The organism is Mycolicibacter sp. MU0083 (genome assembly GCF_963378075.1).
Taxonomy (GTDB): domain Bacteria; phylum Actinomycetota; class Actinomycetes; order Mycobacteriales; family Mycobacteriaceae; genus Mycobacterium; species Mycobacterium kokjensenii.
In genome coordinates this window covers 25985-51351 of sequence record NZ_OY726394.1, presented here as the reverse complement: position 1 = coordinate 51351, position 25367 = coordinate 25985, and the positions used below count along the sequence as shown (strand labels likewise).

At 68.2% G+C, this 25367-nt stretch carries 25 protein-coding genes; 13 read left to right on the top strand and 12 right to left on the bottom strand.

Annotated elements, in window-relative coordinates; all coding sequences use genetic code 11:
* The 4 genes from eccD (at position 1) to eccA (ending at position 6718) form a co-directional block, all read left to right on the top strand.
* Complete coding sequence (gene eccD, locus RCP38_RS00250) at positions 1-1599, top strand: type VII secretion integral membrane protein EccD (protein WP_308474717.1); 1599 nt, start codon at positions 1-3, stop codon at positions 1597-1599.
* Entirely contained in the window at positions 1584-3263 is a 1680-nt protein-coding gene (gene mycP, locus RCP38_RS00245) for a type VII secretion-associated serine protease mycosin (protein WP_373692410.1), read from the top strand. The genes eccD and mycP overlap by 16 nt, the downstream gene beginning before the upstream one ends.
* Positions 3260-4819, top strand: a complete 1560-nt coding sequence (gene eccE, locus RCP38_RS00240; RefSeq protein WP_308474715.1) for a type VII secretion protein EccE — start codon at positions 3260-3262, stop codon at positions 4817-4819. Before mycP ends, eccE begins: the two co-directional genes overlap by 4 nt.
* A 99-nt stretch (positions 4820-4918) precedes the next feature.
* Positions 4919-6718 (top strand): type VII secretion AAA-ATPase EccA, encoded by a 1800-nt coding sequence (gene eccA, locus RCP38_RS00235; protein ID WP_308477438.1) that lies wholly within the window; start codon positions 4919-4921, stop codon positions 6716-6718.
* 15 nt (positions 6719-6733) lie between these two features.
* On the opposite strand, the gene RCP38_RS00230 is transcribed toward eccA, so the two are convergent.
* The 7 genes from RCP38_RS00230 to RCP38_RS00200 all read right to left on the bottom strand — a co-directional run bounded on the left by RCP38_RS00230 (position 6734) and on the right by RCP38_RS00200 (position 12315).
* Positions 6734-7048 carry a DUF2710 family protein gene (locus RCP38_RS00230; protein WP_308474713.1) on the bottom strand — a complete coding sequence of 105 codons (315 nt, stop codon included), beginning with the start codon at positions 7046-7048 and terminating at the stop codon, positions 6734-6736.
* Positions 7049-7091: 43 nt separating this feature from the next.
* Positions 7092-8201, bottom strand: a complete 1110-nt coding sequence (locus RCP38_RS00225) for a DUF5631 domain-containing protein (RefSeq protein ID WP_465270694.1) — start codon at positions 8199-8201, stop codon at positions 7092-7094.
* A gap of 396 nt (positions 8202-8597) precedes the next feature.
* Positions 8598-8912 (bottom strand): DUF2694 family protein, encoded by a 315-nt coding sequence (locus tag RCP38_RS00220; protein ID WP_308474709.1) that lies wholly within the window; start codon positions 8910-8912, stop codon positions 8598-8600.
* The gene (locus RCP38_RS00215; RefSeq protein WP_308474707.1) at positions 8909-9226 is read right to left on the bottom strand and encodes an ESX-1 secretion-associated protein; all 318 of its coding nucleotides are present in this window, start codon (positions 9224-9226) and stop codon (positions 8909-8911) included. The genes RCP38_RS00220 and RCP38_RS00215 overlap by 4 nt, the downstream gene beginning before the upstream one ends.
* Before the next feature lie 3 nt (positions 9227-9229).
* Complete coding sequence (locus RCP38_RS00210) at positions 9230-10585, bottom strand: DUF4226 domain-containing protein (protein WP_308474705.1); 1356 nt, start codon at positions 10583-10585, stop codon at positions 9230-9232.
* Between the two features lie 123 nt (positions 10586-10708).
* A complete protein-coding gene (locus RCP38_RS00205) occupies positions 10709-11542 on the bottom strand; it encodes a C40 family peptidase (protein ID WP_308477437.1) in 834 nt (277 codons plus the stop codon).
* Between the two features lie 2 nt (positions 11543-11544).
* Positions 11545-12315 carry a helix-turn-helix domain-containing protein gene (locus tag RCP38_RS00200; RefSeq protein ID WP_308474703.1) on the bottom strand — a complete coding sequence of 257 codons (771 nt, stop codon included), beginning with the start codon at positions 12313-12315 and terminating at the stop codon, positions 11545-11547.
* A 149-nt stretch (positions 12316-12464) separates the two neighbouring features.
* Here RCP38_RS00200 and RCP38_RS00195 point away from each other — a divergent pair, with 149 nt between their 5' ends.
* From RCP38_RS00195 to RCP38_RS00185, 3 genes are all read left to right on the top strand, one after another.
* Positions 12465-12881 carry a WhiB family transcriptional regulator gene (locus tag RCP38_RS00195; RefSeq protein WP_308474702.1) on the top strand — a complete coding sequence of 139 codons (417 nt, stop codon included), beginning with the start codon at positions 12465-12467 and terminating at the stop codon, positions 12879-12881.
* Positions 12882-12941: 60 nt separating this feature from the next.
* Entirely contained in the window at positions 12942-13907 is a 966-nt protein-coding gene (locus RCP38_RS00190) for a pirin family protein (RefSeq protein WP_308474700.1), read from the top strand.
* Positions 13908-14270: 363 nt separating this feature from the next.
* On the top strand, positions 14271-14570 hold the full coding sequence (locus RCP38_RS00185; RefSeq protein WP_308474698.1) for a ribbon-helix-helix domain-containing protein: 300 nt from the start codon (positions 14271-14273) through the stop codon (positions 14568-14570).
* A gap of 30 nt (positions 14571-14600) precedes the next feature.
* Here the strand turns inward: RCP38_RS00185 and RCP38_RS00180 are convergent, their stop codons facing one another.
* The 3 genes from RCP38_RS00180 to fadD1 are packed head-to-tail and all read right to left on the bottom strand — an operon-like array spanning position 14601 to position 18014.
* Positions 14601-15626 (bottom strand): zinc-binding dehydrogenase, encoded by a 1026-nt coding sequence (locus tag RCP38_RS00180; protein WP_308474697.1) that lies wholly within the window; start codon positions 15624-15626, stop codon positions 14601-14603.
* Position 15627: 1 nt separating this feature from the next.
* On the bottom strand, positions 15628-16407 hold the full coding sequence (locus RCP38_RS00175) for an SDR family NAD(P)-dependent oxidoreductase (protein ID WP_308474695.1): 780 nt from the start codon (positions 16405-16407) through the stop codon (positions 15628-15630).
* A 2-nt stretch (positions 16408-16409) separates the two neighbouring features.
* A complete protein-coding gene (gene fadD1 / locus RCP38_RS00170; RefSeq protein ID WP_308474693.1) occupies positions 16410-18014 on the bottom strand; it encodes a fatty-acid--CoA ligase FadD1 in 1605 nt (534 codons plus the stop codon).
* A 102-nt stretch (positions 18015-18116) separates the two neighbouring features.
* Here fadD1 and RCP38_RS00165 point away from each other — a divergent pair, with 102 nt between their 5' ends.
* The 4 genes from RCP38_RS00165 to RCP38_RS00150 all read left to right on the top strand — a co-directional run bounded on the left by RCP38_RS00165 (position 18117) and on the right by RCP38_RS00150 (position 22212).
* Positions 18117-18731, top strand: coding sequence for a TetR/AcrR family transcriptional regulator (locus tag RCP38_RS00165; RefSeq protein WP_308474691.1), 615 nt, complete (start codon positions 18117-18119; stop codon positions 18729-18731).
* A 159-nt stretch (positions 18732-18890) separates the two neighbouring features.
* Positions 18891-20105, top strand: coding sequence for an acetyl-CoA C-acetyltransferase (locus RCP38_RS00160; RefSeq protein WP_308477436.1), 1215 nt, complete (start codon positions 18891-18893; stop codon positions 20103-20105).
* Position 20106: 1 nt separating this feature from the next.
* On the top strand, positions 20107-20883 hold the full coding sequence (locus RCP38_RS00155) for an enoyl-CoA hydratase/isomerase family protein (protein WP_308474689.1): 777 nt from the start codon (positions 20107-20109) through the stop codon (positions 20881-20883).
* A 30-nt stretch (positions 20884-20913) separates the two neighbouring features.
* Positions 20914-22212 carry an acyl-CoA dehydrogenase family protein gene (locus tag RCP38_RS00150; protein ID WP_308474687.1) on the top strand — a complete coding sequence of 433 codons (1299 nt, stop codon included), beginning with the start codon at positions 20914-20916 and terminating at the stop codon, positions 22210-22212.
* Here the strand turns inward: RCP38_RS00150 and RCP38_RS00145 are convergent.
* Positions 22209-23174 carry a phosphotransferase family protein gene (locus RCP38_RS00145; protein WP_308474685.1) on the bottom strand — a complete coding sequence of 322 codons (966 nt, stop codon included), beginning with the start codon at positions 23172-23174 and terminating at the stop codon, positions 22209-22211. The genes RCP38_RS00150 and RCP38_RS00145 overlap by 4 nt on opposite strands.
* Entirely contained in the window at positions 23167-23952 is a 786-nt protein-coding gene (locus RCP38_RS00140) for an SDR family NAD(P)-dependent oxidoreductase (protein WP_308474683.1), read from the bottom strand. Before RCP38_RS00140 ends, RCP38_RS00145 begins: the two co-directional genes overlap by 8 nt.
* 125 nt (positions 23953-24077) lie before the next feature.
* Here RCP38_RS00140 and RCP38_RS00135 point away from each other — a divergent pair, with 125 nt between their 5' ends.
* Together RCP38_RS00135 and RCP38_RS00130 are read left to right on the top strand one after the other, a co-directional pair.
* Entirely contained in the window at positions 24078-24929 is an 852-nt protein-coding gene (locus RCP38_RS00135; RefSeq protein WP_308474682.1) for an LLM class flavin-dependent oxidoreductase, read from the top strand.
* 68 nt (positions 24930-24997) lie between these two features.
* The gene (locus RCP38_RS00130) at positions 24998-25327 is read left to right on the top strand and encodes a hypothetical protein (protein WP_308474680.1); all 330 of its coding nucleotides are present in this window, start codon (positions 24998-25000) and stop codon (positions 25325-25327) included.
* Positions 25328-25367: the final 40 nt, after the last annotated feature.

Sequence of the window (25367 nt, the reverse complement as noted above, 5' to 3'; positions counted from 1 at the left end):
GTGACCTCCCCGACATCGGCCAAAGTCGCTTTTCCGGCACGCTGCGCGGTGAGTCTCGCCTACGACAAACATCTGGTATCCCAGGTATTTCCAGCCGGAATCCCGGTCGAGGAGTTCTTCGAGGGAATGGTCGAGTTACTCGACGAGGATCTGCGTCAGCACGGTTTCGACGGCGTAGCACTCCCCCCGGGAAGTTACGAACTACATAAAGTCAACGGCGTTCGACTCGACATCACCCGCAGCCTCGACGATCTGGGCGTGCAAGACGGCGACACCCTGGTCCTGGTACCGGTGGTCGGGGGCGAATCGTTCGAGCCACAGTACGAGTCGCTGTCGAGTGCGCTGGCAGCCACCGCCCGGCGGCTCGGCACCCAACCCGAGATCCAGTGCCTGGAGTGCGGGCACAAAGCCGACGAGCAGACCGTGACCCGCCTGCTCAATGCCCGGGTAGATCGGATGTTCGCACCCGTCACCGCGGTGACCGCTGCCCATACCGCGATCGGGTTACTGGCGATGGCGGTGATCACGCTGTCACTATTGGCCGTGCGGGCCCGAACCTTCAGCGACGGTTGGCCTCCCGCGGCCGTCCTCGCCGGCCTCGGGGGAATCCTGGCGCTCGGCGCCACCGTGACACGGCGTAACTGGCCCGCCCGCGGTGATCTGTTCAGCGGCTTCGGCTGGCTGGCGGTACTCGCCCTGTCGTGCGCGGCGCTGTGCTGCGCCCCCGGGCCGCTCGGTGCGCCGCACCTGACGATCGCCGTGACGGTCCTTGCGCTCGGCGCGATCGGGATGAGCGTGTTGCTGCGGTCCCAGACAGCCGTGGCGACCGCCCTCGTCACCGCGGCGGGAATCGGCGGAGCGGTCGCCGGGGCACGCATGTGGTATCCGGTATCGCCGCAGGTGATCGGCATCTGCATGCTGCTGGGCCTGCTGATCCTGATCCGCATGTCGCCGACGGTCGCGCTGTGGATCGCTCGGGTGCGCCCACCGTATTTCGGTTCCATCACCGGGCGCGACCTGTTCGCCCGGCGCGCGAACATGCCCATCGACACGGTCTCCCCCGTCATGCCCGAACACGGCGAGGACGACGAGGACGACCTGATCGACATCTCGGCGCGGGGTGCTGCGATCGCCGCATCGGCGCGGTTGATCAACGCCGTCCAGGTGGGGATGTGCTTCGCGATTTCCGCGGCACTGCCGATCGCGGTGTGGCTGGTACTGGCCCCCGGCGAGCCGCGACAGCGCGGCGCGGTGGTGCTGTGCGGCCTGGTTGCGGGTCTGTTCCTCACCCAGGGCCGCGGTTTCGCCGGGCGAGTGCAGGCGATCGCCCTGGTAGTCGGGGCCTGCTCGGCAGTACTTACCGGGATCGTTGAATACGCACTGGCGAACCCGGGTGACACCGCGGCCGGATTCTTGTGGCCGGCGGCCGCGATCGCCGTTTTTGCCGGCCTCGGGGTGGCCGCCGGTCTGCTGGTACCCGAGACCAAGTTCGTGCCCTGGATCCGGCTGGCCGTCGAATGGCTCGAAGTGCTGGCGTTCATCGTGGTGGGGGTGCTCGGCGCATGGCTGGGAGGACTGTTCGTGTGGGTGCGCAACTGATTCGACTCCCCGCCCGCGTATCCGCGACCGTCGCGGTGATGCTGTTGGTCGGTGTGTCGGGGGTGCCACCGACCGCGCTGGCCATCGAACCGCCGTCCGTCGATCCTGGGCTGGTCCCGGCTGACGACACGCCCGGCCCGGATCAGCCGATGCGCCGGTCGAACTCGTGCAGCGTGCCGATTACCGTCGGCAACCCGGATGTGGCTCAGGTGGCACCAGGATTCGACATGTTGGGGATCACCGCGGCGTGGCAGTACTCCACCGGCAACGGCGTACCGGTCGCCGTCATCGACACCGGAGTAACACCGAACCCCAGGCTCCCCGCGGTAGCGGGAGGTGACTACATCATGGGCGGCGCCGAAGGCCTCGACGGACTACAGGACTGCGACGCGCACGGCACGATCGCGGCGTCGATCATCGCCGCGGCCCCCCTGGGCGCGTTGCCGATGCCGCGCCCGATGCCCGAGGTACCCGCGTTTCCGCCGGCAGTGGGTCCACCACCGAGTATCGATGTGCCCCTGCCGCCCGCCGACGTTCCCGGACCGCCCGCCCCGCCGCCGCTTCCGGCGCCGGTCACCATCACCCAGATTCCGCCTCCACCTCCTCCCCCGCCACCGCCGCCCGACGAGGGCGCCGTGGCACCGGCGTCGGGACCTGCCGATCCGCAGAACGAGGACGAACCTGCGGTACCGCCGCCACCACCCGGCGCCCCCGACGGCGTGGTCGGCGTCGCACCGCACGCCACGGTCATCTCGATCCGCCAGTCCTCCCGCGCATTCGAACCGGTCAACCCGCAACGGTTCGGCTACGACGATGAGCGGGTGAAGGCCGGAACCCTGGCAACGCTGGCCAAGGCCGTCGTCCACGCGGCGAATATGGGTGCCAAAGTCATCAACATCTCGGTGACGTCGTGTGTGCAGGTTGCGGCCGGACTCGACCAGCAAGTACTGGGGGCGGCACTGTGGTACGCGGCGAACGTCAAAGATGCTGTGATCGTCGCGGCAGCCGGCAACGTGGGCGAGGCCGGTTGCGCCGACAACCCGCTGTTCGACCCGCTGAACCCGAGTGATCCCCGGGACTGGAATCAGGTCAAGGTGATCTCGAGCCCCTCGTGGTTCTCCGACTACGTGCTTTCTGTCGGCGGAGTAGATGTCACCGGAGCACCGATCGACAAGAGCATGGCCGGCCCCTGGGTGGGCGTCGCCGCGCCGGCCACCCACGTGATGGGTCTGTCACCGCAGGGCGGGGTGCCGGTCAACGCCTACCCCCCGGTCCGGGTCGGCGAAAAGAACATGCCGTTCTGGGGTACCAGCTTCTCGGCCGCCTACGTCAGCGGCGTAGCGGCCCTGGTCCGCGCCAAATATCCGCAGCTCACCGCATATCAGGTGATCAACCGGATCATGCAGACCGCGCACAATCCACCGGCCGGGGTGGATAACCGGGTGGGCTATGGATTGATCGATCCGGTGGCGGCGTTGACGTTCAACGTCCCGGCCGGCGCACCGCTGGCCCCCGGATCGCAGCAGCGGGTGATCACCCCGGCACCGCCGCCACCACCGCCGGACCACCGGGCGCGGACCGTCGCCGTCGGATTCCTCGGCGCGATCGGCGTCGCTGTGCTGGCTGCCGCTATCGCCGCACGGATCCGGAGAGCCCTCCGATGATTCCGAACCGAATCCGACTGACCGGGTTCACCCCGTCCAGCAATCGGCGGTTGCTGTGCGGGACGACGATCGCGCTGTGCGGGCTTGCGGGTTGGGCACTGGGCGGAACGATCGGCGTCGCCGTGGCGGTACCTCTGGCCGTACTGGCCGTCCTGGTCCCATGGTGGGGGCAACCGGCCTGGTCCTGGGCCCTCCTGCGGCTGCGGCGTCGCTCGACGCGGGGCTGGGCTGATCCCATCACAGTGGCCAACAACCGCGCCGGCGGCGGTGTCCGTATCCACGACGGGGTCGCGGTGGTGGCCGTACACCTGCTCGGCCGGGCGCATGCCGCCACCGTCGCCACCGGATCGGTGAACGTGCAGACCGACAACGTCGTCGACGCCGCCGCCCTGCTGCCGATGTTGCGGCACGCCCTCGGGCTGACGCTGGAATCGATGAGCGTGATCAGCATGGGGGCACGCCGCGCCACGACCGGCGACTACCCACGGGTCTATGACACCGAGATCGGGACACCGCCCTACGCCGGGCAGCGTGAGACCTGGTTGGTGTTGCGGTTGCGGATGATCGACAACACCGCTGCGCTGCGCTGGCGGACCACTCTCGGTGCGACTGCGGTCGCCGTTGCGCAGCGGATCGCGGGCTCACTGCGCTGCGTGGGCCTCCGAGCCCGCGTCGCCACCGCCAGTGATCTCGTCGAACTGGACCGCCGGTTCGGTGGTCGCCCGGTTCGGGCCGGTGCCGAACGGTGGAAGGCGCTTCGCACCGACGACGGCTGGGTCACCACCTACGCCTATCCCGCGGGCCAGATCAGCGGGGCTCTGCTGGCACAGGCGTGGACGCTGCCGGTCGACGCGGTGATCCAGAACGTAACGGTGTTCCCGGACGGGACGGGCACGGCCACCGTGACCCTGCAGACCCCACAGCCCGCCCCCACTCCCCCGGCGGTGGTGTTGCGTCGGCTCAACGGCGAGCAAGCCGCGGCGGCGGCGGCCAATATGTGCGCCCCGCGACCCCGGCTGCGCGGGTTGCGTCCCGGCCGACTGCCCACCGCCCTGCCCATCGAGATCGGACCGTCGGGCGTGCTCATCGGCAAGCTGGCCAACGGGGATCGGCTGATGATGCCGCTGACGGACTCCGGGGAGTTGAGCCGGGTATTCATCGCCGCCGAGGATCTGATCGCCAAGCGGATCATCATCCGGGCAGCCGGGGCCGGGGAACGGGTCTGCGTGCACACCCACGACCAAGCCCGCTGGGGCAGTATCCGGATGCCCGACGTCGCGCTGGTCGCCGAATCGCGGCCGACCTCCCGCACGACCGTCAGCGTGGTCGACGGGGCCATCACGCCGTCCCCGCGGCCGGCCACGGTGATCACGGTGGCACCGCCCGGCACACCTCCGCCGCCGCCGGATGCGGTCGAAGTCAGCATCGAGCAGCGTGACCGGACCACGGTCCGTGTTACGTCCGGCGGGAAATCGTGGCTGGCTACGGTCGAGTTGTTCCGAGCCGAAAACCGTTACTGCACTAGCGAAGCGCCGGCGGCGATGTCGTTGCGGTGACGACGATCTTCGAACCCCGTTGGGAGAACATGGACAGCAGACTAAGGACGACAGACATTGAGTGACCTGCCGGCGGCCCGTCGTCACTTCGATCGGGCCATGATGAGCATGGACAGTCAGTACGGCTCCGCCGACGCCCGAGCCGATTTCGTCGCGGCGACCGAGGCGGACCCTTCGATGGCCGACGCCTGGCTGGGCCGAATCGCCTGCGGGGACGACGAGCTGGACACCCTCCAACGTCTGTACGCCAACAGCGACTGGCTACACAAGGAGACCACCCGGCTGGGTCGGCACCTGGCCGCCCAGATTCCGCTGGGACCCTACCTGTCGATCACGGTGACCGATGCCTCGCACGTCGGCCTGGCTCTGGCGTCGGCACTCACGGTGGCCGGGGAATACGCGCGCGCCGACGCCCTGCTCGCGGACACCGGCCTGCTGGACAGTTGGGTCAACCACCAATGGCACCAACTCGGCCGCGCGTATCTGATGTTCGTCACCCAGCGGTGGCCGGACCTGCTGACGGTCGCCGCCGAAGAGCTACCGGACCGGGCGATCATCATGCCTGCGGTCACCGCATCGGTGTGCGCACTGGCCGGTTATGCGGCCGCACACCTGGGCCAGGGCAGGGTGGCCCTGGACTGGCTGGACCGCGTCGATATCGCCGGGCAGACACGTTCGTCGGAACGTTTCGGAGCGGGCGTGCTGACCGCATCGATCAATCCCGGCGAGATCCCGCTGCTGGCCGCCGATCTGGCCTATCTGCGCGGCATGGTTCACCGTCAGCTCGGGGAGGAGGACAACGCGCAGGTCTGGCTGTCCAAGGCCGCCATCAACGGTGTGCTGACCGAACCGGCGAAAGCCGCGCTGGCCGAGCCGCGGCTGCGACTGGTGGTGACCGAGGAGCAGATCATCGACAGTCGCAGCGATCGCTGGGACGCCGAGTCGGCGAAGAGCCGCGCCGAGCTCGACGAGGACGACGCGTTGGATCGCCGCGCCGACCTGTTGGCGCAGGGCCGCGCCGAGCTGGCGAAGCAAGTCGGGCTCGCGGAGGTCAAACGCGCCGTCCGGGCGCTCGAGGACCAACTCGAGATCCGGGCCATGCGGTTGGAGCACGGGCTGCCGGTGGAGGGCCAGACCAACCACATGCTGCTGGTCGGACCACCCGGCACCGGCAAGACGACCACCGCTGAGGCGCTGGGCAAGATCTACGCGGGCATGGGCATCGTGCGCAATCCGGAGATCACCGAGGTGCGGCGCTCCGACTTCTGCGGTGAACATATCGGCTCATCCGGTCCCAAGACCAACGAACTGATCGAAAAGGCTTTGGGTGGAATCCTTTTCATGGATGAATTTTATTCCTTGGTGGAACGGCACCAAGACGGAACCCCGGACATGATCGGGATGGAAGCGGTCAACCAGCTGCTGATCGCACTGGAGAAGCATCGCTTCGACTTCTGCTTCCTCGCCGCCGGCTATGAAGACCAGGTAGACGACTTCCTGACCGTCAACCCCGGGCTGGCGAGTCGCTTCAATCGCAAGATCCGCTTCGAGTCCTACACTCCGGAAGAGATCGTTGAGATCGGCGAACGCTATGGTTCCGGCCGCGCAACCGAATTCGACTCCGCGGCCCGCCGACGATTCCTGGAGATGGTGACCACCATCCGTGGCTACGTGAGCCCGCAGGGCGAACACGGCATCAACGTCATGCATAACGGCCGGTTCGCCCGCAATGTCGTCGAGGAGGCCGAACTGGCCCGCGATACCCGGGTCGCCGCCCAGAAGCGCGCCGGGAATCCCGTCACCGTGGAGGACCTCAAGACCATCACCGTCGCCGACATAGACGCCGCAGTCCGTGCAGTCTGCGACACCAAACGTGAGATGGCGGACCTGAGCTGGTAGGCGGCAGATCCGCCGTCAGAGCGGACCGCCGTATCGGGCCGCGAAATCGGCGACGGCTTCTTCGCGCAATGCGCTGAAGACCGCGTTCAGGCGATCCGCCAGCTCACTATGGGTGTAATCGCTGACCACACAGGGATGCAGGGTCAGTTCGAGCAATCGGCCGTCGGCATTGGCGACCGCACGGATATCACCGAGATCGACACTGTAAGTGGTGTTCTCGGCCTCGGCTACCAGCGCTTCCCATTTCTCGGCCGCTGCACGCAGATCCCGTAGCACCGACTCGACGACGTCCCTGTCGCTGAGTTCCGCGTGGCCGTCCGCCCCCGACATTGGCTAAGTATGTCGAGCCGGTGTGAGCAGCGTCAATTCAATATCAATATGACTTCTGCGAATCCCCTTGTCCGGCGCTCCCGGAACTCCCGGCACTCAGCGCCAGATACCAGCTGTAGTGGTAATTGGCCGAAACCGTGTCGCCGGTCGCGATACCCTCCGCGGCCGACAGCAGCATGCAATTCAACACCAGGGCGCTATCCACGTCCGGATACTGCCCCAGCAGCTGGTATCGCATGGTGTCCAGATAGACACGCAGGAGATCGATTTCAGCTTCGGCCACACCGGTTCCGGCGGATCCGGCCCTCACTAGCGTATTGGCTATCCGAGGCAACCCCTCTCGCCAATGGGTGACCTCACCGAGTTGCCAACCGAGGTCCTCGACGGGCGGCAGCGAACGGGGCTGCACCGATACCTCTGTCACGGCAAAGTCGCTCGCCCAACCAAGTCGATCACCGGGACTGTAGGCGGCCGATGCCATGGCGACGCCGAGCATCTCTGCGGCGGTACCGGTCCGCGGTACCGGGTCCAACAACTCCACGCCGGCCGGTAGATCGATCCCCGGCGGAATCCATCCCCCGGCGATATCGGTGGCCAGCCGGGTGACTCCGTCCGGGTAACGACCGATGGCCCATCGCAGTCCGGGCTGCTGGCGAGCGACGAAGGCCAACAGGCGTTGCAACCGCTGGTCGTCGGATTCGGTGACCTCCGGAACGACGGGTGGCGGTGCCGGGGCGGGATCGAGCCCGACCGGAACCGGATCCGCCTTCACCTGCGTCACCGGCGGATCGGCGGGCCCGGCGCCGACCGGTTCGGGCAACCTATGGCGAGGTTGTTCGGCAACAGCCTCGGTCGATTCCACCGGAGTCGGGACCGGATTCAAGCCGAGGTACTCGGTGCCGAGGTCCAGCGCTTCCCGGTGAAGCTGGCGCACCGTGGATTCCACCCGGAGGACCGCGAACGCCCGGGCCACGTTGACGACCCTGGCTTCTGCGACCTGGCGGTCCTGTCCGGCCAGACCCGATCGGCCTATCGCATGTAGCTTTTCGTTGGCCGAATCTGCGATCCTGCGTAGATCCGCGTTGAGGTAGTCGGCGAGCAATGCCGTTTCCGGGGTGACCTTCGCCAATTCCGCGGGCCAGAGGCCACCCAAGACCCAGGAACTGCAATCGACTGGAGCACCGAAAGCCGGGATCGCCAGTGATTCCCGTGCTGCGCTCCGTAGACGCCGCCGTGCCGACCGCCGACCGAAGAATGCCACCGCGCAAGCCTACCGTCGCCTCATCCGGGTTCCGCCGCATTCGCCCCGGTCGCAGGCTGTCTATGTAGGCGCGTCAACAAGTTCGACGTGTGGTGAATTGTCAGCTCCAGAGGCTGTCGGTAACGTGCGAATCGTGGCCGACCAAGGACTTCCCGCAACCGGGTGTGCAGCGCAGTTGAGCGAAGTGCTCGCACTATTAGACCGGGCGCGAAAGCTATTCGGCGACAAGATCGTTGAACCACCCGACGACATTGCGCCCGACAGCGGTGCGGCCGGGACGTGGGTGCGTTAAGGCCTGGGGTTCGGACCGGGGTGCAGCTGATGCTTCGCCAGCCGTTCGGTCGCCAGTCGCAGGTCGTCGTTGGTCGGAACGGCCGCCGAGGGCGCCTGGCCACTCGTGACTATCTCGCCCCGCACCTCTAACGCCGCTCGGAGAAACGAGACGTCGGCGGCCAAGACGATCGCCTCCGCCAACCGATGCGCGTCGGTCTGCATCACCGACTCGGAAAGCACCACGCTATGCAGATAGCCACCGCGGCAGGAACGGAACAGGACGTCTCCGCTGGGATGGATCGCGTCGAACGCCGGATTCGGATCGGTCATCGGTGCCCATCGGTCAGGCCTCGGAAGGTGTTCGCCGCGGCGTCTTCGTGCTCGTCCCACATCGCGACAGCACGCTGCAGGTTGTCGGACATCTCCGCGTGAGCGTCGGCCTGGTCGTCGTAACAGTTCTTTCGCGCATCGAGCAGCGCGACTGCTGCCTGCCGAAACTCACTGTAGATCGGGCCGAGGGAGTTCAGTGTCGCCTCGATATCGGCGTGCGATGCGGTAGCCGTGGACAGGTATTCCGAGACCTCGCGGTGGTTACCGGCGGCGTTGATCAGAACGTCCGGGTTGACGTGGATTTTCTCGGGCATGTTCTACCTTCCTCGCCTATCGACGATGCCGCTTGTAATCGGGTTTTTCAAGCTCAGTCGGCGATCCGACCAGTCGGCAGGACGGGTCGCTGCGGGCTCGTCGAGCGCAGCCTGTTCGTCGCCTCCTCGCAACAGATGTTGCCAACCAAGGAATCCGGGGCCCTGCAGATTTGCGGCGGCGTGCAACTGCCCGTCTAGCAGCGCTCGCCCGTTGCCGACGGCGAGGGCGTGTCGATCCGTGAAAACTCCGATGTCCCCCGGGCGCAACCGGTCGACATCGATCGGTGCGGTGACCGGCATTCCCGGCGGCGGTATGGGGATCCCCCGGTCTCCGAATGCTTGGGCTACCGGTTGGCCATCGGCAACGGCCTGCATCGCGGCAGCCAATTGCGGATCGGCGACGCTGGTCGTCTCACCATCGGGCAGTCGCACCGGAACCGGGTCGTCGGCACCGGGATCGTGGCCTGGTGATTCTGGATCGGGACCGTCATTCGCCGCGTCGCCGGCGGCGACATCGTCGGGCGAATAGTCATCCTCATCCGGCATCGTGTCACCGCCCCAGTCCGACGCTGATCCTTGCCAGGGTAGGCCGGGAACCGGTCCAACCGGCATTGCCCCGAATCCGGGACCGTCTCCACCGAATCCCGGGACCGCCGACAGCCCGGGCAGTGCTGGCATCGGCCCGGCGGGGTCGGGGAAGCCGGTCTCGGGTTGATCGGCGGCAGGCAGATCCGGGTAGGGCTCGAGGTCTGAGTCATCCGCGAACGCCGGGTCGAATCCGGCACTCGGTATCGCGGTGTCTTTGGTCGACACCGGATCAGCGTCGGAGGGAACGGCATCTTCCCGCGCCGGTTCTGCCGCATACAGTGCCGCCAACGCGATGGCCAGCGCTTGTTTGGAGGTGTCGTCGTCATTGGTCTCTTGAACTACCCTGACGATCTCTCCGAGCTTGGCTATCAAATACTTCCGGAACTCCCGCGCACCCGGTGCGGTGCTGAGATCCCATGCCGCTGCGGCACCGGCGATCTCAGTCTGCAGATCGTCTAGGTTGCGTCTGCCCTCCAGCGACGTCTTGTGTGTGCGTCGCAGCGCTTCGATCACCTGCCGGTCGAATTCCGCGGCATGGGAGAGCTGTTGACTCAGCGCGAGCTCGGCCCGCCTCATAGCCGCTGCCGCCGGTCCCTGTTGTTGCTCAGCGAAAATCTGTCCCGCCGAACGCAGCTGGTCCAGGACTCGGTCATAGCCGGACGGCGGGAGCGGTAACGTCAGTGCCGCTTCCGCAATTCGGGTCGCCTCTCCCCCGCCACCAGACATTTCAATGCGGCCGATCGCATCGAGGACGTCATCGCGGGTAGCCATCTGATCAGACCAACGCGTTTGGGCCGAAACAGGATTCCAGGTCTGACCGCTCCATGGCCGGTGACTGTACCGATGCCACCGCAGCCCGACAATTCACCCGGACCGCAGGTGTGAAGTATCTGTTCACGTCACCGGCCGTCGAATCGCGACGTGTGCTCCCAGTGGGCTGATCTGAACCGTGGCTCCGGCGTGCGGTGCCTCGATCACCCGATTGCCGCCGATCGCGAGCTGGACGTGACCGACGCTGGGGAACACCAGGTCGCCGGCCCGGATCTGCGAACGCGGCACGGCGATTCCCTCGTGAATCTGCGTATAGGTGGTTCGCGACAGCGGTACACCGGCCTGTCGGTACGCCCATTGGGTCAGACCCGAGCAGTCGAATCGGTCGGGCCCGGTCGCACCCCACACGTAGGGCCTGCCCAGCCGGGACAGCGCGGCACGGACGGCGCGGCCGGCACGGGTATTGGGCAGCCTCAATCGATCCGCGGCGAGTCGGTGCGGCCGAGTACGGCGGTAACGCAACCGGCGCAGTCCGGTGCGATGGGCTCGGGCACGGTGGCGGGCGCCGACCACATGGGCATGTTGTGCGCGAAGACGTCCCGCCCGGCGTCGCATCGCCTCGCGGTACGCCAGTGGTGTGTCCGCCGTCGACGCGGCGTCGGCGCGCGCTGCCGCCACGGTTGCCGCCGTCTGCCGGCGGGCATCGGCGTGGTCGGCGACGGCCGCGGCCAGCACCGTCGCGGCCGCGCCATCGGTGCGGGCGTTCGCCAGCAACCGATCCCGCTGTACCAGCACCGCCCGGCGGTACCGGTCATGTCCCGTAGCCGTCTCGACAGAGGCATTGCTCCACAGCAGATCGGCGTAGCGATCCGGACCCGGCGCCGGTGACACGGATCGCGGACGGCCCGCAAACAGCTCGTTGGCGCGCTGTAAGAACTCCACCTCGCCGTTGCCCACCGTCATGCCTCTCTATCGCCACCAACTGTCGGATCTGCGGGTGCATCGGCGAAAGCACGAATCCGCGCCAGCGCCCCCGGCGGGATCACCCCGGTGTTGCGGATATCCCACAGGTCCTCGGCACTGATGCCGAGCAACGCGGCGATGACGGGTTCGGGCAACGCCGACCGGGTACACGCGTGGTCGAAACGTGCGGCCAAACTGTCGGGCATCCGTTGCAGCAGATCGCTGCGAATGGCCTCCAATGCCCGTAGATGGGACATCAGCCGCAGCGCGTGCTCGGCACCCGCATTGACGGCCACCCGCCAAGAGCTGGCCGCCAGCATCTCCGCCTTCACGCACTGCGTGATCACGGAACGAATATACGTCTCGTATTCGTCTGATGCTTCCGACGGCAATCGGGCTATCACCGAACGCAGTGCATCGAGCTGCGCCTCGGCGTATCCCTCCAACACCTCGGTGTCGCTATGGCGATCCACGACGATGGCCCCGGCAGGCCGAGTCGGTGCCGTCCGTGTTCCCGCCGCAGACAACACCTGGACCAATTCGGCGTCGGCGTCTTCGGCCACCAGGAGTCTTGAATAGGTGCCGGGTGGCAGTCCCAACCCGTTTTCAACCTTTTGAACAGTGCCTTTGTGCGGCTTGCGTGCGCCACGTTCCAAGTAGCTGAGCCCCATGATGCTGACGCCGGTCGCCGCGGCGAGGTCCGCCAGTGACCAGTCCCGAGCTTCTCGCAGGGCCCGAATAGCCGCACCCGCCGCCTCACGGCTCATCGTTGCGCCCCGCCCATGACGGGATCCTACACAGCGCACGCCCTCGCTAGTTACATATATGTTTTTATCAACTTCTCTTGCGTCCCCCGTATTCGTAGATATACGTTGCTATCTACGTTATCCGGTCTGGCTCCGAGGAGGTCGTTCCTATGGCACCCCCCTGCTCCACAAATCCCGAACTGTGGTTCGGCTACCCCGACGCCGATAGCTCCGATGGGGCTGCCAAGGCGCGGGCCTACGAACAGTCCGCCACCGAGGCGCGCCTCCTATGCCTGCGGCGCTGCCCGTTGGCGCAACAGCGTCGGTGCGCTGCTTTGGCCGTGGAACGCGGCGAGGAGTACGGGGTGTGGGCAGGCGTGAAGCTTCCCGGCGGCCAGTACCGGAAGCGTGCCGAGCTCGCCCGCGCACACGAAATCCTTCGGGCCATCGCCGTCGGCGAGATCAATACCCGCGAGCTCGCCGACAATCAGGAGCTGCTGGCCAACCACGAACGTTCCCGGCTGCCGGTGACCGCGACGGTCTTTCACCTTCCGACCGGCCCGATCGGCAGCACATCGGCCGCATGAATCCAAGAGCAGTCGCTAGGATCGCTACCAGCGACCAGGACCGCGGCTCGGAGGTGGACGGTGAGCAACCTGGAGAGCACTTCGGGTGAGTTCGCCTGTGCAGCAACGCCCGCCGATCACATCGAGGTCATCCGGCCTCGTGAGGTCCCGCTGGGCGGGCCGCGTGCGATGCGGGTAGAGCGCACCCTGCCGCAGCGGGAGCGCTCGCTGATCGGCCCCTGGTGCTTCATCGACCGCTACGGCCCGCGGGACGTCGTCGCCGATGGCGGGATGGATGTGCCCCCGCACCCGCACACCGGACTACAGACCGCTACGTGGCTGTTCAGCGGGCGGGTCGAGCATCGCGACAGCGGCGGGGTGCGAGCACTGGTTCGCCCCGGCGAATTGAACCTGATGACGGCCGGTGCCGGCATCTGCCACTCAGAGGTCTCGATCGATCCGCGGGAGGCGCCGGTCCTGCGCGGCGTGCAGCTGTGGATCGCCCTGCCCGACACCGCCCGCCAGACCGCGCGCGGACTCAATCACTTTGCACCGGAACCGGTTTCCCTTCCCGGTGCTTCGGCGCTGGTGTTCCTCGGCGAGCTGGCCGGCTACCGCTCCCCCGTTCCGACCTTCAGCCCGTTGGTGGGCGCCCAGCTCGACCTGGATCCGCGAACCGAGCTGGACCTGGACATCGACCCGTCGTTCGAGCACGGCGTATTGGCCGATCAGGGCGCCCTCGCACTCGGTGATACCGCCCTGCGCGTCGGCGACCTCGGCTACCAAGGCCCCGGGCACCGGATGTTGCGGCTGGGCAATACCGGGGACGATCCCGCCCGCATCCTGCTGCTCGGCGGCGCGCCGTTCGGCGAGGAGTTGGTGCTGTGGTGGAACTTCATCGGCCGCAGCCACGACGAGATCGTCGAGTTCCGGCGGCAGTGGAACGCTGGCGATTCCCGTTTCGGCCGCGTCGAGGGCTACCGGGGCCGGCTGGAGCGCTTGCCCGCCCCGCCGATGCCGCCGGTGCGGTTGCGGCCGCGGCGGTAGCGGGCCGGAATCTAGCCCTCACCCCGAAAGGGCATTACACTAAATTGCGGATAGCAATCCAACCGAGCGCCAGACAACACGGTATTACCGACACCGAAATCCGTTCCGTCGTCAGTCACTACGCCCTTACTGTCCTCCTGGCTCCTCGGCGGTACGGCTCCCGGCCAGTCCTTTACATCGGGCCCGCCGCCCCCAACCATCCCTGGATAGAAGTGATCGCCGACTTACGCAATCCCACGACTGCTGACGTTTTCCACGCGATGATGCTGCGACGCAGCTTGGTCGCCGCACTGGACATTTCCGGCCTGATCGATCCCCAATACGGACCTCAACGGTCCTAACGACAGTGCAGAGGACCCTGGTATGACGAGCCCCCGCCCCATTGATTACAACTACGCCGACCTGGCCGCCGACTATGCCGCCAACCCTCCACACGCAGCCGAGATCGTCGGTCCGGTCGAGGTGAATCCGGCGTATCTGCCCACCGGGCGACCGGCCAGGGGTAAGCCGACATCCGGCAAGACGCCCGCCCTGCCGGTCCGGCTACCGGAACCGATCCGCTCTGAGCTGCGTCGTCGAGTCGGGAACGGGGAAGCCGGGTCCGAATCTGAACTCGTGCGGTCGGCGCTTCTCGAATACTTCGAGAACCACCCCCGCAACTAGCCGCTTCCCGACGCCCCGGCCACCCACCGGCTACGGCGTCAGCAGCACCTTCACCACGTCGCCGGTCCGGGCGGCCACCGCGCGGTAGGCCTCGGCGGCGTCGTCCAGGGCCATCTCGGTGGTGAAGATGCCGTCCACCGACAACCGGCCGGATTGCAGCAGCGGAATCAACTGCGGCCAGGTCTGCTGCACCGGGGCGGTCGTCATGCGCAGGGTGATGCTGCGCAGCAGCGCCGGCAAGGCGGGGAACGGGAAGGGCTGCAGGTCATGCACCCCCACCACCGACACCGTCCCGCCGGCCCGCGCCGCGTTCAGGGCGTCGGCCATGGTGGTGTCGGTGCCGACGGCATCGATCACCGAGTCCACTCCCCTGCCCCCGGTCAGTTCCATGGCCGCGGTCGTCGCCGCCGGCTCCGCCGGAGTCACCCCCATCAGGGCGGCCCGCTCCCGGCGTTCCCGCACCGGGTCGATCCCCAAAACCGTTGCCGCACCGAGGAACAACGCGCTGCGGGCCGCGCACAGACCCACCGCGCCCAGCCCGACCACGGCGACGGTCCCGCCCACCGGGATGTCGGCGCGCAGGGCCGCCGCCCAGCCGGTGGCGAGGTTGTCGGTGAGCAGCAGCGCTTCGGCGTCGACGATGCCCTCGGGGATGCGGGCCAGCTGGAAGTCGGCCCCCGGGACCGCCAGCAGCTCCGATTGCGCTCCGCCCAGCACTCCGGAGCCGAAGATCTGCGGACCCGAGTGACAGCGGATGGGGTCGAGGGTGCCGCAGCCGGCGCAGTGCCCGCAGCCGGCCACCGAGGACACCATCACGCGGTCGCCGACCCGCACCGAACCCACCTGCGAGCCCACCTCGACCACGGTGCCGATCGCCTCGTGGCCCATCGCCACCGGCTCGAAGATGGGGAAGTCGCCCTCGTAGCTGTGCAGGTCCGAACCGCAGATGGCGGTCGCAGTCACCTGGACGATGGCACCGTCGGCGCCGGGCAGTTCGGGGTCGGGCCGGTTGTCGACGCGGACCGAGCCGGGCGCGTCGATGACGACAGTGCGCATGTCATGTTCCTTCGGTTAGGGCCTGTACTTTGCCGAGCACGTCCGGGTAGCGCTTGAGGTGCGCGCCGCCGTTGACGTCGAACGCCGATCCGGTGATCCAGCCGGCCCGCTCGGAGGTCAGAAACTCCACGGTCGCCGCGATGTCGTCGGGCACCCCGGAGCGGCCCAGCGGGGTGTTCTCGATGTATTCGTCGGTCAGGCCGGGCACCATCGCCAGCCCGGCGACCAGGGGAGTGTCCACCAGGCCGGGGGAGACCGCGTTGACCCGGATTCCGCGGGGCCCCAACTCCAGGGCGGCCACCTGCACCAGCATCAGCACCCCGGCCTTCGCGCTGCAGTAGGCGGCCATGGTGCTGCCGGGCTGGCGGCCGTTGAGCGAGGAGATCGCCACCACGCTGCCGCCTTCCGCCATGGTGCGTGCGGCGTGCTTGATCACCAGCATGGTGCCGGTCAGGCAGACGTCGATGGTGGTCTGCCAGCCGGCCAGGTCGATGTCGGCGATCGGGCCGATGATCGACAGTCCCGCACAACTGACCACCGACCGCACCGGACCCGCGGCGGCGGCGACCGCGAAGGCCGCCTCGACGCTGGCCTCGTCGGTGACGTCGGCGAAGACCGCGGTCGCGGCGTCCCCGAGTTCGGCCGCGCGGGCGCGGGCGGCCTCTTCGTCGAGGTCGGCGATCACCACGTGATCACCCCGGGCGACCAATGCACGCGCGGAGGCCAGACCGATCCCGGAGGCGCCGCCGACGATCAGTGCCACGGGTGTCCGACCGGTCATGCTCACGCTCCCGTCGTGGTGGTGGCTCGGTAGCTGCGATCGCGGTCCGGCCGCGTCCACAGGGTGTCGTCGCCGACGTCGGTTCCGTCGGTGACCAGCACGCGCTTGAGGATCTTGTTGGTGGCCGTGGTCGGCAGCGCCGCGGTGATCCGCACGTAGCGGGGCCAGGCCTTGGGGGAGAGGTCCTCTTGGGCGGCAAGGAATTCGGCGAGACCGGCTTCGGTCAGCTGCGCACCGTCGCGCAGCACCAACGCGGCCATCACCTGGTCGCCGACATTGGCGTCCGGTACCGCGTAGACGGCGGCCTGATTGATGTCGGGGTGGCGCATCAGGATGCGTTCGATGGGGGCGGCCGCCATGTTCTCGCCGTCCACCCGCATCCAGTCGGCGGTACGTCCGGCCAGGTAGATCCAGCCGTCGGCGTCGGCGTAGGCCAGATCCCCCGACCAGTACATGCCGTCGCGCATCCGGTCGGCGGTGGCCTGGGCGTTGTTGTAGTAGCCGGTGAAGAAGCCGGTGCCGGCGGTGTTGACCAGCTCGCCGATGGCCTCCTCGGCGTTGAGCAGCGCGCCGTGCTCGTCGAAGACCGCGGGCGGGCATTCGCGGACGGGGTCGCTCTTGTAGATCGCGACGCCGGGGAAGCCGCGGCCCACCGAGCCGGGCGGGGTGCCTTCGTCACGGGTGATGGTCACCGCGTTCTCGGTGGACCCGAAGGCGTCCACCACATGCACACCGAACCGGCGGGCGAACTCGCCGATGTCACGCTCGGAGGCCTCGTTGCCGAAGGCCACCCGCAGCGGGTTGTCGGCGTCGTCGGGCTGCTCGGGGTGCGCCAGGAGGTAGGCGAAGGGCTTGCCGACGTAGTTCATATAGGTGCCACCGTAGGCGCGGATGTCGGCCAGGAACCGTGAAGCGGAGAACTTCGCCGGTGCCATCGCCGCGCCGGCGGCCACCGCGGGCCCGAACCCGGCGGCGATCGCATTGGAATGGAACAGCGGCATGGACAGATAGACGACGTCGTCGCTGCCCAGTTCGAAGCGTTCGGTCAGTGCCTGTCCGGCGACCAGCACCATGAAGTGGCTGACCAGCACGGCTTTCGGGTCACCGCTGGTACCCGAGGTGAAGATCAGCATGAACGGGTCCAGCGGGGCGACCTGCCGGTGCGGCCGCAGTTCTCCGGCCGACGCGCATTCGGCATCCCAGGCGGGGTCGTCGACGTCGATGACGGTGACGCCGGGCAATTCCAGCCCGTCGAGCAGGGCGCGGTGTTCGGTGTCGACCAGCAGGATCTGGACGTCGGCGGTGCGCAGGTCGCCGGCCAACGCCGATCCGCGGCGGGTGTTGTTGACCCCGCAGAGGACGTAGCCGCCGAGCCCGGCGGCCGCGAGCGCGGTCAGCATGGCGGGGGTGTTGCCCAGCAGGGCGCCGACGTGCATCGGGCGGGCGGTGTCGGCGCGGGCGAGTACCGCGGCGCCGTGGCGGGCCGCGCCGTCGAGGTATTCACGCCAGGTCCAGCGGATCTTCCGACCGTCGGCGCTGTTGTGGAGCACCGCCAGGCCCGGCTGGTCGGTGCGTTCGGCGAGCAGTTGCTGCATCGTCTCGGCCACCGCGACCTCCTACCCCGTGGGTCTACACGACGCGACGCAATAGTACACAGATCGGATAAAGTGTCTACCGGATTGTCCGGGTTGTCGCCGAGGGGGTGCGCCGTGAACGCGACGTCGACAGCGCCCTCGTCCCCGTCCACCATCGACCGCCTGCTCGACGCCACCGAGAAGCTCTTGGCCGACAAGGGTATTCGGTCCACCACGATGATCGACGTGGCCCATGAGGCGGGGGTGTCGCGGGCCTGGCTGTACCGGAACTTCCCCGACAAGCCGACGCTGGTGGGTGCGGCGATCATCCGGCTGATCGAGACCAGTTGGGCGCAGACCCGGGCCGAGCTCGACACCATCGCCGACTTCGAGAGCAAGCTGGTGGCCGGTGTGCAGATCGGCCGGCGGGCCTACGACGACCCCGGCACCCTGCTGCGGCGGCTGCGCACCTCCGAGCCGGAGGAGTTCACCGCCTGCGCCGGGGCCGGCGTCAGCGGCCTGGTCCCCGATCTGGCGGGGTTCTGGTATCCGTTACTGGAGGCCGCGGCCGTCGACGGTGACATCCACCCCGACACCGACCTGCCCGAGGCCAGCGAATGGATCGCCCGGGTGATGATCAGCCTGGGCAGCGTCCCGGGCAATCACATCGACCCCGACGACCCGGATTCGCTGCGGCGGCATCTGCGGCGGTATGTGTTGCCGGGGTTGCGGGGAGCGCCGGGGGAGTGAGTGCCGGCCTGAATGGAAAGCACATTTCCATCTTTTGATAATGGTAGCGTGCGCTGAGACGAACCACCTTCTCATTTCGGTGTGCCGACCCGGCCCGTACCACTGCGGTGACGCGGCCCGGCAGGCTTGCGCGACGGGAGTGCCATCATCGACGCCTGGATTCTCGACGCCGTGCGGACCCCGCGCGGCAAAGGCCGCCCGGACGGTGCGCTGCACGGCATTCATCCCCAGGCTTTGCTGGCGCAGTGCCTGACCGCCCTGGCCACCCGCACCGGCTTCGACCCCACCGACGTCGACGACGTCATCGCCGGCAACGGCATCCTGTCCGGTGATCACGGCGACGACATCGCCCGGCTGGCGGTGCTGCTGGCCGGCTGGCCCGAATCCGTGCCGGGGATGACGCTCAACCGGTTCTGCGGGTCCGGACAGCAGGCGGTGACGGTGGCGGCCACCGCGGTAGCCGCCGGCGCCGAGCACCTGATGCTGGCCGGCGGCGTGGAGTCCATGTCGCGCTGGGACGCACGCGTCGGGGTGCCGACCATCGACGGCGACAACCCGGTGCTGCGCCGCCGCTATCCGACGGTGCCGCAAGGTATCTCCGCGGATCTGATCGCCACCGTCGAGGGCTTCAGCCGCGCCGATGTGGACGCCTACGCCGCGGAGAGCCAGCGCCGCGCCGCCGAGGCCATCTCCCAGGGCCGCTTCGACCGGTCGCTTATCCCGGTGACCGACGAACACGGCACCGTGGTGTGCACCCGCGACGAGCACCCCCGGCCGGGCACCACCGCGGAGAAGCTCGGCGGCCTGCCGCCGGCCTTCGCCAAGATGGGCGGTGCCCGGGTGCCGGGTGAGGACCGCACCTTCGACGAGATCTGCCTGGACCGCTACCCCGGCCATGCCGCGATCGACCACGTGCACCACGCCGGCAACTCCTCGGGTGTGGTCGACGGCGCCGGGGCCGTGGCGGTGGTGTCGCAGACCTGGTTGAGCACTCACGGCGCCACACCGCGGGCCCGCATCCGGGCCACCGCCGCGCTGGGCAGCGAGCCGGTCATCATGCTCACCGCGCCGGGTCCGGCCGCGCAGCGCTGCCTGGCGCGGGCCGGGATGAGCGCCGCCGACATCGACCTGTGGGAGATCAACGAGGCGTTTGCCGCGGTGCCGCTCAAGACGATCCGTGACCTGAACCTCGACCCGGAGCGGGTCAACGTCAACGGGGGCGCGATCGCGCTGGGCCATCCGATCGGCGCGACCGGGGCGATGCTGATCGGCACGGTGCTCGACGAGCTCGAACACCGCGACCTGACCACCGGGCTGGTCACCATGTGCACCGGGGGCGGCATGGGGACGGCCACCATCATCGAAAGGGTCTGACGTGACCGACACGCTGCTGATCGACCGCTCCCGCGACGGCATCGCCGTGGTGACACTCAATCGCCCGGACCGGCTCAACGCCGTCAACGAGGAGATGCGCGACGCACTGATCCAGACGTTCACCGCGCTGGGTGCCGACCGCTCGGTGCTGGCGGTGGTGCTCACCGGCGCGGGCCGCGGTTTCTGTTCGGGCCTGGACGTGCGCGACTTCGGGGCCGGCATCCCCGAGGCCGACGACCCGGCGATCGACCGGATGCGTTTCCAGGAGTCCATGGCCGCACTGCCGCAGGCGATCCGGGCCATGCCGCAACCCGTGATCGCAGCGGTCAACGGCGCCTGCGTGGGTGCCGGGTTTGCGATGTGTCTGTCCTCGGACATCCGGATCGCCTCGACCGCAGCCAAATTCGGTAACGCCGCCATCCTGCTGGGCCTGTCGGGCGCGGAGATGGGGATGAGCTATCACCTGCCGCGGATCGTCGGCACCAGTGTGGCCGCCGACTGGATGCTCACCGGCCGCACCGTGACCGCGCAGGAGGCCGACCAGCGGGGCCTGGTCAGCCAACTGGTGGAGCCCGACGCCCTGGTGGACCGGGCCATCGAATTAGCCGCTCTCATCGCGGGACTCGCACCCCTGGGGGTGGAGCTGACCAAGCGCGCGCTGCAGGTCAACACCGACGCCACCGGCCTCGACGCCGCGCTGGAGCTGGAGAACCGCAACCAGGTCCTCACCCATGCCACCGACGACGCCGCTGCCCGCCGGCAGAAGTGGGCCCGGTAACCGACCGCTCGACCGAAAGGACACCCGACGATGGCGTGGGACTTCTCCACCGACCCGCAGTGGGCCGAACAGCTGGCTTGGGTCGAAGATTTCGTCCGCAACGAGTGCGAACCGATCGACATGGTGGTCAAGGAATCCCACGACCTCACCGACCCGGTACGCCAGGCCCTGATCCCGCCGCTGCAGAAGATCGTCAAGGAACGCGGACTGTGGGCCACCCACCTGGGACCGCACCTGGGTGGTCCCGGCTACGGCCAGGTCAAGCTGGCGCTGCTCAACGAGATCCTGGGCCGCTCGGAATGCGCGCCCATCGTGTTCGGTTCGCAGGCACCGGATTCGGGCAACAGTGAGATCCTGGCGCACTACGGCACGCCAGAGCTCAAGGAGCGCTACCTCGAGCCGCTGTTGGACAACCGGATCATCTCGTGTTTCTCGATGACCGAACCGCAGGGCGGTGCGGACCCGAAGGTCTTCACCACCACCGCCACCCAGGACGGCGACCACTGGATCATCAACGGCGAGAAGTGGTATTCGTCGTTCGCCTCCAAGGCGTCGTTTTTGATCGTGATGGCGATGACCGACCCGGATGCGGCTCCCTATCAGCGGTATTCGATGTTCGTGGTGCCCGGCGACACCCCGGGCATCAACGTGCTGCGCGATGTGGGCCTGGGCTATCAACCCGCCGACGGTGGGGGACGAGAGGGCTACGTCCGCTACGAGAACGTCCGGGTGCCGAACGATCACATGCTCGGCCCGCGCGGCGGGGCGTTCGTGGTGGCCCAGACCCGGTTGGGCGGCGGGCGGATTCACCACGCGATGCGCACCGTGGGGCTGGTGCGCCGGATCTACGACATGATCTGCGAACGGGCGGTGTCGCGCCACACCCAGGGCACCGTGCTGGCCGACAAGCAGATGGTGCAGGAGATGATCGCCGACTCCTGGATGGAGATCGAGGCCTACCGGCTGCTGACCTTGCAGACCGCGTGGAAGATCGACCAGTACAACGACTATCAGAAGGTGCGCGGCGACATCTCCGCGGTCAAGGCGATGATGCAGAAGGTGCTGCACGACGTGGCTTCGCGCGCTCTGCAGATCCACGGCTCGCTGGGCACCTCGCATGAGATGCCGTTCGTGCAGTACCTGACCGAGTCGTTCGTGCTGGGCCTGGCCGACGGGCCCACCGAGGTGCACAAGGTGACGCTGGCCAAGCAACTGCTCAAAGGTGTTGCGCCGGCGCCGGATCTGTTCCCGTCCGAGCATCTGCTGCGGCTGCGGGCGGCCGCCGAGGCGAAGTTCGCCGACAAGCTGGCCGGCATTCCACGGGACTAGGCCAACAGCGTCCGGGCCCTGTCCAGCAGGCTCGGCAGGGCCGCCGCCATCGCCTCGAGTTCGGGATTCGGGGTGGCGCGGCGGCGGTTGTGCTTGACGATCAGCGACCAGGTGGCGGTGGATTTGAAGCACGCCAGCGCCATGAAGTAGGCCAGGTCGGCGACGTGCGCATCCCGGGCGTCGGTGTAACAGGCTGCCAGCTCGTCGATCCCGGGGACGAGCGCGTCGTAGGGAGTGCCGCGGCGGTAGGTCTGCGGGTCTGAGTTGATCAAAAACCAGCCGGCGTCGATGCGCGGGTCGCCGATCGACCAGATCTCCCAGTCGATCACCGCGGTGATCTCGGTGCCCACCGCCAGCAGGTTGCCCAGCCGAAAGTCGCCGTGTATCACTGCCGGGGCGACCGGGGCGGGTAGCGCGGCGCGCAGCGCATCGCCGACGGCCTGCCAGCCGGGCGCCAGTTCCGGGTCGACGGTTGCCAGGGTGGCACTCCACCGTTCGATCTCGCTGGCCGCGTCACCGACGGGTTCGTCGGCGCAGCCCAAGGCCGTCGGGTCCAGGCGGTGCAGCCGGGCCATCACCCGGGCGGCGGCGCGGTAGCGGTGCGGGACAGCGGGATCGGTGGGTTGATCCGGCGCGTCGAACAGCGGCTCGAAGGAGTCGCCGTCGATCAGCGTCATCGCGAACAGGGGCGGCACCTCCGGCGGATCGCCGTCGTCGCACCAGAGCAGGCCGGGTACCGGTACGTCGGTGTCTGCCAGGGCGGCGATCATCCGGGCCTGGCGCAGCACGTCGCGGTGGCCGACCGGGGCGTGTCCGGGGGGTGCCATCTTCACCACGATCGGCCGGCCGTCCTGGCTGCCGCGGAAGGTCAGGCTCGAGGCCCCACCGGCCAGCGGTGCGATCGCGGTGACGCCACGTGGTTCCAGTCGGTGCCGTAGCGCGGTCAGGGCGGCATCAGTCACGCAGCCAACCGACCTCGCGCAGGAACGCCTGGGTTTTGACGATCTGGCCGGTCAGGGTCTTCGGGTCGGCGGTGCACAACCGGTGGGCCGTCTCGGTGATCAGTGAGATGTCCTCGGTGTCGACCTTCGCCAGGTCCAGCGTGCCCGCCCCGGGCGTGGCCACCGGGTCGGTCGGCGCGGCGGCGTTGACCGCGATCCCGTCGCTATAGAGTTCGGCGGCAAGGCTTTTGGTGAGCCGATTGAGGCCGGCTTTGACGGTGCCGTAGATGCCGAAGCCCGCCGAGGTGTCGAACTCGGAGAACGGGGGACCGGGCGGCAGATCTCCGCCGACCGATGTCAGGTTCAGGATCCACCCGGCGCCGCGCTCACGCATCGCGGGAATCGCGAGTTGGCTCAGATGCAGGGGTGCCACCACGTGCATCTCGAGCATCAGCTTGACCCGCCGTTCCGGGAAGCCGTCCAGCGGGCGCAGGAACGTCACCGCGGCGTTGTTGACCAGGATGTCCGGTGCGCCGATCTGCTCGGTGACCTCGGCGAACAACCGCTCGCGGTCTTCGGCGGACGACAGGTCGGCCTGCACGGCGATGGCGCGGCCCCCCGCGGCGACGATCTCGTCACGGGTCTGGCTCAGCGACCCGTCGTACTTGGCGTCGGGTTCCAGGGTGCGGGCGGTGAGAGCCACGGTGGCGCCTTCGGCGGCCAGTCGCTGGGCGATGGCTTTGCCCAGCCCGCGACTGCTGCCGGTCACCAGTGCCACTTTGCCGTCGCAGGTTGCCATCCGACGCCGTCCTTTCCTGGTTTGATAACGCACTCTCTAAAACCGAGAACATGGTTACCATCTGTGTTGGAGTATAGGGACGGCCAGCCGGCGCCACCGCCGATTGGGGTACCGGAAGGGATGCAATGACGGAGTGGTTCCTCTACCTCCCGCAGAGCAGGATCGGTCTCGATGACCTGGTGTCACGGGTGCAGGTCGCCGAGGCGTCCGGGTTCGACGGGGTCGCCTTCCTCGACCACCTCGACACCCCGATGGCGCCGACGGCACCGCTGTGGGAGGCCATGACCATCGCCACCTGGGTCGCCGCGCACACCGAACGCATCAAGGTCGGTCACGTGGTGTTGTGCGACGCGTTCCGCCATCCCTCGGTGCTGGCCAAGCAGGCGACCACGCTGGCCGAGGCCAGCGGCGGCCGGTTCGAGCTCGGGCTGGGCTCCGGTTCGATGCCCGACGAACTGGCCAAGTACGACATCAGTACCGCGACCGCGCGCGAACGCGTCGACGCCCTGGGCCAGACGCTGGACGCGCTGGGGGAGTTCTGGAGCACCGACGGGCAGCGCGCCCAGGCGCCGGCGCCGTCGCAGCCGATTCCGCTGGTGCTCGGCGGAGTCGGCCCGCGGATGCTGGATCTGGTGCGCCGGCACGCAGACTGGTGGAACCTGCCGTGTACGCACCTCGACAGGTTCGCCGAGCTGCTGCCGGCGATCGGGAACGCCCGGCCGTCGATCCAGCAGATGGTCGGCTTCGCCCGCCGCGATCAGGATCTCGCGACGGTATCGGAGACCGCTCAACGCCGCTTCGGTCATCTCGGGACGGGACTCAAGTGTGGGGAGGCGACCGAGCTGATCGACCATTTCGGTGCGTTCGAAGCGGCCGGCGCACAGCGCTTCTACGTGTGGTTCGCCGACTTCGCGCCGCCGGAGTCCATCGCGGAGTTCGGTGAGACGGTGATCGGGGCGGGCAGCTCCACAAGCTGACCTGAGGGGCTGTGGATAACTTCGCGCGAGGGCGGCGCGGCGCACCAGTCCGGGGCTAGGCTGCCCTCATGCAGCCGAAGGATCTGGAGGCCCGCGTCACGGCCCTGGAGAACGACGTGGCGGAGCTGCGGGGGCAGGTCCAAGCGTCTAGGGAGGACTCCGTGGCGGCCCGAGTGCTCGCCGGAGGGGCCGATCGCGACGTCGGTGAGCTTGGCAAAGAGATGCGCGCCCTCCGCCGGGCGACCATAAGCAGCTTCAATGCGTTGCGACAGGACATGAACGACGGCTTCGCCGAGATGCGGGCCAAGTTCGACATGACCGCCGCCGGTCAGCAGCGTATCGCCGAACTCATCCAAACCGTCGTCGACAACCAGGGTGACGACAAGCCGTCGACCTGATCACCGACTTGCCGGTGAACTGATCCGGACCCGCGAGCCG

Bases quoted from the DNA above. Each gene is read 5' to 3' on its own strand.
- eccE (WP_308474715.1), top strand. From the start codon at position 3,260: ATGATTCCGAACCGAATCCGACTGACCGGGTTCACCCCGTCCAGCAAT.
- eccA (WP_308477438.1), top strand. From the start codon at position 4,919: ATGATGAGCATGGACAGTCAGTACGGCTCCGCCGACGCCCGAGCCGAT.
- RCP38_RS00230 (WP_308474713.1), bottom strand. From the start codon at position 7,048: ATGTCGGGGGCGGACGGCCACGCGGAACTCAGCGACAGGGACGTCGTC.
- RCP38_RS00220 (WP_308474709.1), bottom strand. From the start codon at position 8,912: ATGACCGATCCGAATCCGGCGTTCGACGCGATCCATCCCAGCGGAGAC.
- RCP38_RS00215 (WP_308474707.1), bottom strand. From the start codon at position 9,226: ATGCCCGAGAAAATCCACGTCAACCCGGACGTTCTGATCAACGCCGCC.
- RCP38_RS00210 (WP_308474705.1), bottom strand. From the start codon at position 10,585: ATGGCTACCCGCGATGACGTCCTCGATGCGATCGGCCGCATTGAAATG.
- RCP38_RS00200 (WP_308474703.1), bottom strand. From the start codon at position 12,315: ATGAGCCGTGAGGCGGCGGGTGCGGCTATTCGGGCCCTGCGAGAAGCT.
- RCP38_RS00195 (WP_308474702.1), top strand. From the start codon at position 12,465: ATGGCACCCCCCTGCTCCACAAATCCCGAACTGTGGTTCGGCTACCCC.
- RCP38_RS00185 (WP_308474698.1), top strand. From the start codon at position 14,271: ATGACGAGCCCCCGCCCCATTGATTACAACTACGCCGACCTGGCCGCC.
- RCP38_RS00180 (WP_308474697.1), bottom strand. From the start codon at position 15,626: ATGCGCACTGTCGTCATCGACGCGCCCGGCTCGGTCCGCGTCGACAAC.
- RCP38_RS00175 (WP_308474695.1), bottom strand. From the start codon at position 16,407: ATGACCGGTCGGACACCCGTGGCACTGATCGTCGGCGGCGCCTCCGGG.
- RCP38_RS00150 (WP_308474687.1), top strand. From the start codon at position 20,914: ATGGCGTGGGACTTCTCCACCGACCCGCAGTGGGCCGAACAGCTGGCT.
- RCP38_RS00140 (WP_308474683.1), bottom strand. From the start codon at position 23,952: ATGGCAACCTGCGACGGCAAAGTGGCACTGGTGACCGGCAGCAGTCGC.
- RCP38_RS00135 (WP_308474682.1), top strand. From the start codon at position 24,078: ATGACGGAGTGGTTCCTCTACCTCCCGCAGAGCAGGATCGGTCTCGAT.
- RCP38_RS00130 (WP_308474680.1), top strand. From the start codon at position 24,998: ATGCAGCCGAAGGATCTGGAGGCCCGCGTCACGGCCCTGGAGAACGAC.